This is a genomic window from Lentzea sp. NPDC058436 (genome assembly GCF_042721515.1).
Taxonomy (GTDB): Bacteria; Actinomycetota; Actinomycetes; order Mycobacteriales; family Pseudonocardiaceae; genus Lentzea.
In genome coordinates, this window is sequence record NZ_JBHXLF010000029.1 from 1 (window position 1) to 12079 (window position 12079).

Here is a 12079-nt window from a genome sequence, read left to right on the forward strand (position 1 = left end):
CGCCCTACGCAACAGGCGTGCCATCAACCCGCAGGCAGCGCTACCCCCATTTCAGATTGCCGGGGTCTGGGGCAGAGCCCCAGGGGAAGCACGCAACCGCAACAGGCCGCACGCAAAACGACCACCCGCAAAAGCCGCAACACGCTCACGCAGGCGTCCCCCCGAATCGGGAACCCCTACATCTCAACCTACTCAGCAGGTCCGACATCCTCCGGCAGCCGATGCCGAGACCCCACAGGCACCACCAAAGGCGTCCCAGAAACCGGATCCTCGACCACCCGAGCGTCCAACCCGAACACCTCCAGCAACATCTCCTCGGTCAACACCTCACCGGGAGTCCCCTGGGCCACGATCCGCCCACCCCGCATCGCGACGATGTTGTCCGCGTACCGAGCAGCCAGGTTCAGGTCGTGCAACACCATCACAATGGTTCGCCCCATGGAAGCGTGCAGCTCCTGAACCAAATCCAGCACATCGATCTGATGGGCGAGGTCCAAATAGGTGGTGGGCTCGTCCAGCAACAACAGATCCGTGCCCTGAGCAAGAGCCATCGAGATCCAGGCCCGCTGCCGCTGCCCACCGGACAACTCGTCGACAGTCCGCTCAGCGAGATCCAGAATCCCGGTCATCGCAAGGGCCTCATCCACAGCCGCAGCGTCATCAGAAGACCACTGCCGATACCAGGCCTGATGCGGATGCCGCCCCCGAGCCACCAGATCGGCAACAGTCAGCCCCTCAGGAGCGGATGGCGACTGCGGCAACATCCCCAACACACGAGCGACATCGCGCGTCGACATCGAGTCGATCTTCTGACCGTCCAGCAACACCGCACCGGACCGAGCAGGCAACAACCGCCCCAACGCCTTCAACAGCGTCGACTTGCCACACCCATTGGGACCGATCACCGCGGTCACGGTCCCGTCGAGGATCGACAGGTCCAGGGAGTCGACGATCAGCCGCTCCCCGTAGCCGATGGACAACGACGAAGCCTCAAGACGCACACTCATACCCGCGCCTCCCGGCGGCTTCGGATCAACAGGAACATCAGGTAGGGCGCGCCGAGCACCGCGGTGACGACACCGACCGGCAACTCGGTCTTGTACACGGTTCGCGCGACCAGGTCGGACAGCATGACCAGCGCGCCGCCGATCACCACCGAGCCGAACAACGGTGGCTGCGCGGTGCCGGACAGCCTCAGCGCGATCTGCGGGGACGCCAGGGCCACGAACGTGATCGGGCCTGCCGCCGCGGTGGCCACGGAGGCCAGCACGATCGCCACGATGATCAGGAACGACCTCGCCACGTTCACGCGGATGCCCAGGCCTCGGGAGGTCTGGTCGTCGAACTGCAGTGCGCCCAGCACGTGGCCGCCGACCATCGCCACCGGGACCAGCACCACCAGGGCCAACGCGACGGGGACGACGTGTTCCCAGCCGCGGCCGTTCAGGGAGCCGGTGATCCACACCATCGCGCGGCCCGCGTCCTGCACGTCGCCGACGGTCAGGAGGTAGTGCGTGAAGTTGCCGGCCACGGCGGTGATGCCGATGCCGACCAGCACCATCCGGAAGCCCTCGATGCCCTTGCGCCACGCCAGCGCGTAGACGAGCAGGCCCGCGAACAGGCCCCCGAACAGGCCCGCCAGGGGGACGCCGATGGACGCCGCGCTGCCGGTCACCACGCCGAGCGAACCCGCGAAGGTGATCACCGAGACCGCGCCGGCGCCTGCTCCCCACGTCACGCCGAGGATGTCGGGTGAGGCCAGCGGGTTGCGAACGATGGCCTGGAAGATCGCGCCGGACAGGCCGAGGGCGCCGCCGACCAGCAGGCCCGTGAGGGCGCGCGGCATGCGCAGTTCCATCACCACGAACTGGTCGCGGCGGGTGCCGCCGCCCAGGAGTGTGTCGACGACCTGGGCCACGGTCAGCGGGAAGTCGCCGACCATGATGTCGGCCACGAACAGGGCCGCCAGGACGACCAGCGCGGCCGCCACCACGATCAGCGGGCGGGGGCGCAGCTTGAACGACGTCGTTCCCACGCGCAGCGCGGGCGCCTTGGCGGCGGGGGTCTTGGTCGCGGTGGTCAAATCTTCACCAGCTTCTTGCGCCGCACCAGGTAGATGAAGAACGGCGCGCCGATCAGCGCCAGCATCACGCCGACCTCCACTTCGGACGGGCGGGCGACCACGCGGCCGACGATGTCCGCGAACAGGATCAGGATCGCCCCGAGCAGTGCCGAGTACGGCAGGATCCAGCGGTAGTCCGGGCCGGTGAACGCGCGCGCGACGTGCGGCACCACGAGCCCGAGGAACCCGATCGGCCCGCACGCGGCGACGGCACCGCCCACCAGCAGCGTGATCGCGAAGATGCCCAGCATCCGCGTCCTGCTCGTGTCGACGCCCAGCGACTTCGCCACGTCCTCGCCCAGCGACATGGCGTTGAGGCCCGGCGCGTTGAACGCCGCCACCACCAGGCCGACGAACAGGAACGGCGCCACCTGCGTCAGCACCGTCAGGTCACGTCCCGCGATCGCGCCGACCTGCCAGAACCGGAACGCGTCGAGCGACTGCTGGTCGAGCAGCACGATCGCCGACACCAGGCCGTTCATCAGCGCGGAGACGGCGGCACCCGCCAGCGCCAGCGTCACCGGCGACGGGCCGCCACGACCGGCCGACCCGAGCAGGAACACCAGGACGCTCGCGATCATCGCGCCGGCGAAGGCGAACCAGATGTAGCCGACCACCGAGTTCACGCCGAGCAGGAAGATCGAGAGCACGACCGCCAGCGCCGCGCCGTGCGTGACGCCGAGGATGCCGGGATCGGCCAGCGGGTTGCGCGTGTGGCCCTGCATGAGAGCGCCACCCACACCGAGTGCGATGCCCACGGCGACGCCGAGCAACGTCCGCGGGATCCGCAGCTCGCGGATCACCACGTCGTCCTCGACGCCGGTCGGCGTGAAGAGACCGTGCCACACCCCGGCGAGCGGGATCTCCTTCGAGCCGATCGCGATGCTCGCCAGACACACGGCGACCAGCACGGCCAGCAGGACGAGCAGGCCGAACGACCTACGACCCAAGGCCTACCCTCCCAGCTCCAGTAAGGACAGGTAAGCCTAACCGAACCAGCTGAGACGACCGAGACGCCGGGACGAAGTTCTGGTCACAACCGCACCACGAGCCACAACGGACAACCGGAGAAGGCGTCAGAGAAATACAAACCCGTTGTCAGATCAACTAAAACATCAGAAGTAAGAGCGACCTCGTTTGGGCACCAAAAACCGCGTTCCGGCCACCCGCTGGTAGTTGAGCAGTCACCCAAATAACACGAAGGGGTTCCGAGGAATCTTCCCCGGAACCCCTTCGTGCTTTACCGAATTTCAGCCCTGCTGGTGGTATGCGTCGAGCACCTCGGCCGGGATGCGGCCGCGGTCCGACACCTTCATGCCCTGCTTGCGGGCCCACTCGCGAATGGCCTGGTTCTGCTCACGATCCGCCGATGCCGGACGCGCCTTCACAGCGGTGCCGGCCGGACGACCCGGGCCCAGGCGCTTGCGGCCACCCGCGCGACGTGCACTTCCGACGAAGTCGGCGAGAGCGTCCCGCAGTTTGCCCGCATTGCCCGAGGAAAGGTCGATCGTGTAGGCGACACCATCCAGTCCGAACTCGACGGTCTCCTCAGCAGTGGAACCGTCCAGATCGTCGACGAGGGTCACCGTGACCTTCTGCGCCATGCGTATCCTCCAGGACCCCGAATGCGCGGTCACCCGCGTCGCCAACTAAAGCCTTCTGCGAGGCAGGTTAGCGCACGGGTGCCGCATTGCACCTATCGACATCCGGAAAGTTACTCATTCAGGGCGAACGAGCGGGAACAAGATGGTCTCCCGGATACCCAGACCCGTGAGGGCCATCAGCAGCCGATCGATACCCATTCCGACACCACCACTCGGTGGCATTCCGTACTCCAGTGATCGCAGAAAGTCTTCGTCGATCGGCATCGCCTCGTGGTCACCGGCCGCGGCAAGACGCGCCTGCGCTTCCAGGCGTTCCCGCTCGATGACCGGATCCACCAGTTCGGAGTAACCCGTTCCCAGTTCGAATCCGCGCACGTACAGATCCCACTTTTCGGCGACACCGGGCTTGGTGCGGTGCTGCCTGGTCAGCGGAGACGTCTCCACCGGGTAGTCGCGCACGAACGTGGGCGCGTAGAGCGAGTCGCACACCAGGTGCTCCCACAGCTCCTCGACCAGCTTGCCGTGCCCGAACTTCGGGTTCACCTCGAGTTCGTGGCGGTCACAAAGCTTGCGCAGCGTCTCCGCCGGCGTCTCGGGGGTGATTTCCTCACCGACCGCTTCGGACAACGACTCGTAGATGCTCAGAGTCGTCCATTCACCCGAGAGGTCGTACTCGGAGCCATCCGCCAACGTGACGATCTGAGAACCCGTCACCGCTTCCGCGGCTTCCTGGATCAGCTCGCGCGTGAGTACGGCGTTCGAGTCGTACGTGGCGTACGCCTCGTAGTACTCGAGCATCGAAAACTCGGGCGAATGCGACGAGTCGACGCCTTCGTTGCGGAAGTTCCGGTTGATCTCGAAGACCTTCTCGATGCCACCGACGACGCAACGCTTCAAGTACAGCTCCGGCGCGATGCGCAGGAACAGGTCGATGTCGAGCGCGTTCGAGTGCGTGATGAACGGACGCGCGCTCGCACCACCCTGCAGCGTCTGCAACATCGGCGTCTCGACTTCGAGGAATCCGCGCCGGTGGAACGAGTCGCGCAGAGAACGAACCACGTTCGCACGGGTCCGAACAGTGTCACGGGCCATCGGCCTGAGGATCAGGTCGACGTATCGCTGGCGAATGCGGGTTTCCTCGCCGAGTTCCTTGTGCGCGACCGGCAACGGGCGCAACGACTTCGACGTCAGCTGCCACCCGTCCGCCATCACGGAAAGCTCACCGCGGCGGGAGCTGATGACCTCACCGCTCACGAAAACGTGGTCGCCGAGGTCGACGTCGGTCTTCCACTCGGAAAGCGCTTCTTCACCGACTCCTGCGAGGCTCAGCATCGCCTGCAGTTCGGTGCCGTCGCCTTCGCGCAACGTCGCGAAGCACAGCTTTCCGGTGTTGCGCATGAACATCACGCGGCCGGTGACGCCGACCTGCTGACCGGTCTGCGTGTCGGGTTCGAGTTCGGGGTGTGCTTCGCGAATCTCGCGCAACGTGTGCGTGCGCGCGACTTCGACGGGATACGGCTCCTTACCGGAAGCGAGCAGCCGCGCACGCTTCTCCCGGCGCACGCGCATCTGCTCTGGCAGGTCTTCTTCGCTGGTCACGAGGTTTTGCTTCGGCTGCTCACTCACGCCGAGAAGGGTACGGACACGCGCGAAGTCAAAGCGAACCGGATACCGCTAAATCGCCGGGAGATCGGCAGGCAGCGCCGACCGGACCAACATGTGCGCCGGTCTTCTCACTAAGTTGGACGGATGGATCTACACGCGAGGCGAGCGGACTCGTTCGGCGCGCAGGCGGAGGCCTACGCCGACCACCGGCCTGACTATCCCGTGGCGGCGATCCGGTGGGCTCTGGAGCCGCTGGGCACGGACGAGCGCCTCGACGTGCTCGACCTCGCCGCCGGCACCGGCAAGCTGACCGCGGGACTGTGCGCGGAGGGCCACCGCGTGACAGCCGTGGAGCCCAACGAGCAGATGCTCTCCGAACTGGTGCGCCGTGTGCACGGCGTGCGCGCGCTGCCCGGTCACGCCGAGCACATCCCGGTGCCAGACCAGACCGTCGACGCCGTGTTCGTCGGCACCGCGTTCCACTGGTTCGACCAGGAGAAGGCACTGCCGGAGATCGCCCGCGTGCTGCGGCCCGGCGGCGTCCTGGCGGCCATGTGGGCCGAGCCGGTCTCGGACGTCGAGTGGGTGCGCGAGCTGGAGGAGTTGTCGGCGAGCAGCGTCGAGTCGCAGCGGCACGACCCCGTCGCGATCACGGCGCACCCGTCCTTCACGACGGAGGAGCGCGCGACCTTCCCGCACAGCCACCACCGGGACTCGCCCGAGGCGGTCATCGAGTGGATCAACACGCACTCGCGCATGCTCGTCATCGACGACGAGGAGCGGGCCGCGATCAACGACAAGATGCTCGCGTACCTCCGCGCACGGCCGGAGACGTCGAACGGGCCGTTCGACGTCCCCCTGCGCGCGGAGGTCTTCCGGATGGTGCGCGTCAGCGAGTAGCGGACATGTTGCGCTCGAAGACCATGCGCAACCCCAGCAGCGTCAGGTCGGGCACGTGGTGCGCGATCGTCGAGGACTCGGAGACGACCAGCGGGGCGAGCCCGCCCGTGGCGATCACCGTCACGGGACCGGGATCGGTCTGCTGGAGCTCCTCGGTGATCTTGCGCACCAGCCCGTCCACCTGGCCGACGAACCCGTAGACGATGCCGGACTGCAGGCACTCCACGGTGTTCTTGCCGATCACGTTGCGGGGCTTGATCAGCTCGACCTTGCGCAGCTGGGCCGCGCGGGACGCGAGCGCGTCGACCGAGATCTCGATGCCCGGCGCGAGCGCGCCGCCGAGGAACTCGCCGCGCGACGAGATCACGTCGAGGTTCGTGGACGTGCCGAAGTCGACGACGATGCACGACGTCGCGTACAGGTGGTGCGCGGCCAGCGTGTTGATCACGCGGTCCGAGCCCACCTCCTTCGGGTTGTCGACGAGCAGCGGAACGCCGGTCTTCACGCCCGGCTCCACCAGGATCTTCGGCACGGCGTCGTAGTAGCGGCCGAGCATGACCCGCAGCTCGCGCAGCACCGCGGGCACGGTGGACAGCGCGGAGATGCCGGTGATCTTGTCGGCGTACTCGCCGAGCAGGCCGCGCATGGTCAGCGCGAGCTCGTCGGCGGTCATCCTGGCGTCGGTGCGCATCCGCCAGTCGCGCACGAGCGGGGCCGAGTCGCCGACCCCGTCGTACAGACCGAGCACGATGTTGGTGTTGCCGACGTCGATGGCGAGCAGCACGGTGTGTTCCTCAGTTCTCGGTCTTGATCAACGCGTCCAGCGCGGTCGCTTCCACGGTCTCAGAAGACGGCGCGCTCGTGGAGCCGTTCACCAGACCGGACCCCTCGGGGGCGTGCGCGGGGTCGGCACCGAGGTCGACGACCTTGTTGTCGGCGTCCACGAAGACGACGCGCGGCTGGTAGGTGCGCGACTCGGCGTCGTCCATCTGCCCGTACGCGATCAGGATCACGATGTCGCCGGGGTGCACGAGGTGCGCCGCCGCGCCGTTGATGCCCAGCACGCCTGTGCCGCGCTCGCCGGGGATGACGTAGGTCTCCAGGCGCGCGCCGTTGGTGACGTCGACGATGGCGACCTGTTCGCCCGCCAGCAGGTCGGCGGCCTCCATCAGGTCCTCGTCCACCGTCACCGAGCCGACGTAGTGCAGGTCCGCCTGCGTCACGGTGGCGCGGTGGATCTTGGACTTCAGCATCGTGCGGAACATGTCATTCCCCCTACTCGTCGCCTTCGCCGAGCAACACCGCGATGTTGTCGATCAGGCGGGTGGAACCGACGCGGGCCGCGACCAGCAGCCGCGCGTCGCCGTTCTCCGGCGCGGGACCGAGCTCGGGCCCGCGCAGCTCCAGGTAGTCCAGTTCGATTTCGGGCACCTGCGCCAGCACGTCGTGCGCGGCCTTGAGCACCGTGTCCGCGCCCTGGGCGCTGACGTGGGCGCCCGCCGTGAGCGCTGCCGACAGCGTCACGGCGTGGTGGCGCTGTTCCGGCGTCAGGTAGGCGTTGCGGGACGACAGCGCGAGGCCGTCGTGCTCGCGGACGGTCGGCACGCCGACGACGTCCAGCGGGAAGTTGAGGTCGCGCGCCATCTTGTAGATGAGCTGCAGCTGCTGGTAGTCCTTCTGCCCGAACACCGCGTAGGTGGGCTGCACGATGTTGAACAGCTTCGCCACGACCGTGAGCACGCCGGCGAAGTGGCCGGGGCGCACGGCGCCTTCGAGCTCGTCGCCCAGCGGTCCGGGGTGGACGGTGACCTGCGCGCCCTCCGGGTACATGTCCTCGGCGGACGGCGCGAAGACGATCCCCACGCCCTCCTCGCGGCAGATGTCCACATCGGACTCGAACTGGCGCGGGTACTTGTCGAGGTCCTCGCCCGCGCCGAACTGCAGCGGGTTCACGAAGATCGACACGACGATCACCGTGTTCTGCATGACCTTCGCCTCGCGGATCAGCTGCCGGTGGCCCGCGTGCAGTGCGCCCATGGTGGGCACCAGCGCGACGTTGCGGCCGGCGTTGCGGAGCGCCTTGACGACCCGGTTCAGCCGGGCGGGGTCGCGGTGCACCGTGACGTCGTTCGGGCGGAAGTCGTCCTTGGTCAGTGGCTTCGTCACGTCAGTCCTCAAGAGTGGTGCGAACGTCGTTGGCCGCGTCGGGCTTGAGCAGCCCTGAGCGTTCGGCCCGCTCGGCGGTGCGGCGGGCGAGCACGCGGTAGCTGGGCAGGGTCTCGGGTGCGTCGCCGGCGAGCACGTCGAGGTGCTTGCGCAACGTACCCGTGTCGCCGCGGGCGACCGGACCGGTGAGGGCCCTGTCGCCGTGGCGCAGCGCGTTGTCGAGCGCGGCCGACAGCAGCGGGCCGAGCAGGCGTTCGGCGTTGGCGACGCCGGCGTTCGTGAGCAGGTCGGCGGCGTCGCGGACCAGCGTGATCAGGTGGTTCGCGCCGTGGGCCAGCGCGGCGTGGTAGAGCGGGCGGACGGACTCGGGCACCCGGATCGGCTCGGCATCCATCTCGACGACCAGCGCCTCGCCTACGCTCCAGGCCACCTCGTCGCCGTCCGCGGCCGTCACGCCGACGCACGCGGCGCTCATCCGCTGCAGGTCCTCGGAACGGCCCGTGAACGTCATGACGGGGTGCAGCGCGAGCGTGAGCGCGCCCAGTGCGGCGGCGGGTTCGAGGACCTTCACGCCCTGAGCTCCGCTGGTGTGCACGACGATCTGGCCCGCCCGCAGCGAACCGGTGACGACGAGGCCCTTGACCAGGCCCTCCAGCTCGTCGTCCGGCACGGCCAGCAGCACCAGGTCCGCGCGCGCGGCGACCTCGGTGGGGTCGGCGATCGGCACGCCGGGCAACAGCTCGTCCGCGCGGTCGCGGGAGGCCTGGGAGACGGCGGAGGCGCCGGTCACCACGTGGCCCGTCCTGGCCAGCGCGGCGCCCAGCACGGAGCCGACGCGGCCTGCCGAGATGACACCGACGGCGAGCCTCGCCGGACGTGGGGTCGCGTCCATGCGACTAACTCCTTCTGACGTTCCAGTCCCTGGTGCGGGTACCGGACGACGTCGCCGAGGGTAGCTCCGCGTGCGGGGGGATGTGCCTGTCGGTGACCGGATTCACCGGCGGGCGGCCGCCCTGGCGGCGTGCAGCGCGTCGAGCAGCACCCCGTGGCGTTGCTCGGCGCTCTGACCGGCCGTTCCCTGCTCGATGCGGTGCCGCAGGAAGGCCAGTTCGGTGACGGCGATCTGGTAGGACCGCACGGCCTTGACCGACGTGTCACCCGACTTGCGCTTGACCGCCCGCAGCCAGTTCCTGCGGCCGTTGAGGCTGGCCAGCAGCGCCACCTCGCTGTTGGCGATCCACCGGTTCTGCGCCATCGCGGCGAGCTGCCCCGCGACGATCCGCTGCTCGCGCCTGCGCTGCCACACCACGATCGTGACGGCACCGGCGAACACGGGCACCATGATCAGGAAGTACAGGTTGATGAAGTCCGACCCGGTGCCGACCGTCGTCGAGAAGTTCCACAGCGAGTGCAGCCCGACGGCCGTGAGGTACCCGCCGATGGGCGCGACGATGCGGACCGTCGCGTTGCTCGTCGTCGCCGCGATGCCGACGCCGATGCCCGTCATGGCCGTGAACAGCGGATGCGCGAACGGCGACAGCACCCCGCGCAGCACGAACAGCGCGATCACACCGCCACCCATGTTGCCGAGACCGTTCTCCAGGAAGACCCGGCCGAAGTACCAGATGTTCTCGGTGAACGCGAAGCCCGCGGCCGTGATGCCCGCGTAGACCATGCCGTCGACGACGCCGTCGAACTCGTGCCGGCGCCGCATGAACACGGCGATCAGGAACACGGCCTTGGTGGCCTCCTCGACGATCGGCGCGCCCACGACGGCGGTGAACGTCGTGCCGTCGTTCGTCAGCAGGTCACCGAGCACCCTCGACGTCTGGTTGAACGCGAGCGAGCTGATCGTCGCGCCGCACGAGCCCCAGACGAACGCGAAGAGCAGCATCTTCGCCGGTTCCGGTTCCCACCGGTCGATCCACAGGAAGGCGCTCACCACGAACGCGACGGGGATCAGCGCGGCGGCGGCACCGACCAGCAACGGCTCGATGCCGATGCTCGACGTGCCCAGCGCGAACAGCACGAGCCCTGCCGCGGCCAGCGCGATCAGCGCCACGACGGGGAACAGGACGGTCCAGCGGCGCTGCTCGATGCGCTTCTTCGTCGGCGTCGCTGCCGGAGTCGGCGTCGCAGCCGAAGTCGCTGTCGGCGTCGGCGTCGGTGTGAGGTCGGCGTCGTTCACGAGAAATGACCTTAGATGCACACTTGTCCGGTGTTCGACTGGGAAGCCGCTTGGCACGCCGCGTTGTACGGCCCCGGTGGCTTCTTCGCCCGCGGGGAGAAGCCGTCCGGGCACTTCCGGACGTCTCCCCTGGTCGGCCCGGAGCTCGCGTCGGCACTCCTGACGCTGTTGTCGCGCGTGGACGCCGCTCTGGGATTTCCCCCGGTCGTGGACTTCGTGGACGTCGGGGCGGGCGGCGGTGAGCTGGCGTTCGCGGTGCGTTCGCAGGCTTCCGGGTCCCTGGCGTCCCGGCTCCGGGTGACGGCTGTGGAGGTCGGACCTTTCGTCGAACTGCCCGGGGTTCGGTGGGTTCGTGAGGTGCCGCCGTGTGTCGGGCTGCTGGTCGGGCACGAGTGGCTGGACGCGATTCCCTGTCCGGTGGTGCGCGGGCCCTCTTCTGATCCTTGGATCACCCGGTGGTGGCCTTCGCTGGCGGACGGAGAGTTGGCGGAGGTGGGGGCGCCTCGGGACGCGGCCTGGGCGGCGGCTGTTCGTGGTGTGCGCGGGGCGGCGTTGGCGATCGACTACGGGCACCTGGTGTCGTCTCGGCGGTTCACCTTGACCGGGTATCGGGAGGGGCGGCAGGTTCCGCCTGTCTTCGACGGGTCTTGTGACATCACCGCGCACGTGGCTTTCGACTCCTGTGCGGCTGCTGCCGGTGGGGACCGGGTGCTGGTTTCTCAGCGGGATGCGTTGGGGGCCTTGGGGTTGACCGGTGGTGTTGCCGGGTCCGGGTGGGAGTGGCTGGAGTCCGCGGCTCGGGCCGGGCGGGTCGCCGAGTTGCGTGATCCTTCCGGGTTGGGGGCGTTCGGGTGGTTGCTGCACGGGCGTGGGGTGGCTGTGTCGGACCTGTTGCCTTTTTTGCCGCCCTGGCGTCCGAATCCCGCCAGCTTTTCTTCGGCTTGAGGACGAGCGTTGTCGGCATGCGAATCCACGCCGTGTCGCCTTTCGAGTCGTTTTCCGACCCTGGTCGTGAGTACCGCGCTTCCTCGCCCGGGGTGCCTTTGCGGTGTTGCCTGCGGAAGTCCCTGGCCGACGAGCCGGTGTGGTTGTTCCGGTACTCGTCGCCGTTCGGGAAGGGGCCTTATGCGGAGGTGGGGCCGGTGTTCACGCACGTGGAGTGCGCCGGCGGCGCTTTGTTGGATCGTCTGCCTGTTGAGTTGTTGAACAATCCCCGGATCGTGCGGTCGTACAACGCCGCAGGTCAGATCTGTGACGGGGTGGTGGTGGAGCCCGGATCGTTCGATCGTGTGATCGAGGGATTGTTCAACGATCCTGGGGTTGAGGGGGTGCAGGTGCGGAGCGTTTCGCACGGGTGCTTCTTCTTCGGGGTCACTCGGGTTTGAGGTGGTTCGCGGGTGGGGCTGGGTGGGCGGGCTGGCGCAGCGGGCGAGGCGTGTGAGGCTCGGCAGGGCGAGCGGGGAAGGCGAGGCGAGGGCGGGCGCGGCGGGCAGA

At 68.3% G+C, this 12079-nt stretch carries 13 protein-coding genes; 3 read left to right on the top strand and 10 right to left on the bottom strand.

Going from position 1 to position 12079, the window contains the following annotated elements:
* Positions 1 to 188: 188 nt before the first annotated feature.
* From ACFWN2_RS42780 to lysS, 5 genes are all read right to left on the bottom strand, one after another.
* Complete coding sequence (locus ACFWN2_RS42780) at positions 189 to 1007, bottom strand: ABC transporter ATP-binding protein (RefSeq protein ID WP_382436386.1); 819 nt, start codon at positions 1005 to 1007, stop codon at positions 189 to 191.
* Entirely contained in the window at positions 1004 to 2083 is a 1080-nt protein-coding gene (locus ACFWN2_RS42785; RefSeq protein WP_382436388.1) for a FecCD family ABC transporter permease, read from the bottom strand. The genes ACFWN2_RS42780 and ACFWN2_RS42785 overlap by 4 nt, the downstream gene beginning before the upstream one ends.
* Positions 2080 to 3072 (bottom strand): FecCD family ABC transporter permease, encoded by a 993-nt coding sequence (locus ACFWN2_RS42790; protein ID WP_382436389.1) that lies wholly within the window; start codon positions 3070 to 3072, stop codon positions 2080 to 2082. Before ACFWN2_RS42790 ends, ACFWN2_RS42785 begins: the two co-directional genes overlap by 4 nt.
* Positions 3073 to 3372: 300 nt before the next feature.
* Positions 3373 to 3726, bottom strand: coding sequence for an Lsr2 family protein (locus tag ACFWN2_RS42795; protein WP_382436390.1), 354 nt, complete (start codon positions 3724 to 3726; stop codon positions 3373 to 3375).
* A 114-nt stretch (positions 3727 to 3840) separates the two neighbouring features.
* On the bottom strand, positions 3841 to 5295 hold the full coding sequence (gene lysS / locus ACFWN2_RS42800) for a lysine--tRNA ligase (protein ID WP_382436464.1): 1455 nt from the start codon (positions 5293 to 5295) through the stop codon (positions 3841 to 3843).
* 180 nt (positions 5296 to 5475) lie between these two features.
* Here lysS and ACFWN2_RS42805 point away from each other — a divergent pair, with 180 nt between their 5' ends.
* Positions 5476 to 6231: a class I SAM-dependent methyltransferase gene (locus ACFWN2_RS42805; protein ID WP_382436392.1), complete on the top strand. Its 756-nt coding sequence runs from the start codon at positions 5476 to 5478 to the stop codon at positions 6229 to 6231.
* Here ACFWN2_RS42805 and ACFWN2_RS42810 read toward each other — a convergent pair.
* From ACFWN2_RS42810 to ACFWN2_RS42830, 5 genes are all read right to left on the bottom strand, one after another.
* Positions 6221 to 7015: a type III pantothenate kinase gene (locus ACFWN2_RS42810; RefSeq protein ID WP_382436393.1), complete on the bottom strand. Its 795-nt coding sequence runs from the start codon at positions 7013 to 7015 to the stop codon at positions 6221 to 6223. The genes ACFWN2_RS42805 and ACFWN2_RS42810 overlap by 11 nt on opposite strands.
* Before the next feature lie 10 nt (positions 7016 to 7025).
* Positions 7026 to 7496: an aspartate 1-decarboxylase gene (gene panD / locus ACFWN2_RS42815; protein WP_382436394.1), complete on the bottom strand. Its 471-nt coding sequence runs from the start codon at positions 7494 to 7496 to the stop codon at positions 7026 to 7028.
* Between the two features lie 10 nt (positions 7497 to 7506).
* Complete coding sequence (gene panC / locus ACFWN2_RS42820; protein WP_382436395.1) at positions 7507 to 8397, bottom strand: pantoate--beta-alanine ligase; 891 nt, start codon at positions 8395 to 8397, stop codon at positions 7507 to 7509.
* Position 8398: 1 nt separating this feature from the next.
* Complete coding sequence (locus ACFWN2_RS42825; protein ID WP_382436396.1) at positions 8399 to 9289, bottom strand: Rossmann-like and DUF2520 domain-containing protein; 891 nt, start codon at positions 9287 to 9289, stop codon at positions 8399 to 8401.
* Positions 9290 to 9391: 102 nt separating this feature from the next.
* The gene (locus tag ACFWN2_RS42830; RefSeq protein WP_382436465.1) at positions 9392 to 10495 is read right to left on the bottom strand and encodes a PrsW family intramembrane metalloprotease; all 1104 of its coding nucleotides are present in this window, start codon (positions 10493 to 10495) and stop codon (positions 9392 to 9394) included.
* A gap of 120 nt (positions 10496 to 10615) precedes the next feature.
* Here ACFWN2_RS42830 and ACFWN2_RS42835 point away from each other — a divergent pair, with 120 nt between their 5' ends.
* Complete coding sequence (locus ACFWN2_RS42835; protein ID WP_382436397.1) at positions 10616 to 11530, top strand: SAM-dependent methyltransferase; 915 nt, start codon at positions 10616 to 10618, stop codon at positions 11528 to 11530.
* 17 nt (positions 11531 to 11547) lie between these two features.
* Positions 11548 to 11970: a DUF1203 domain-containing protein gene (locus ACFWN2_RS42840; RefSeq protein ID WP_382436398.1), complete on the top strand. Its 423-nt coding sequence runs from the start codon at positions 11548 to 11550 to the stop codon at positions 11968 to 11970.
* Positions 11971 to 12079 lie beyond the last annotated feature (109 nt).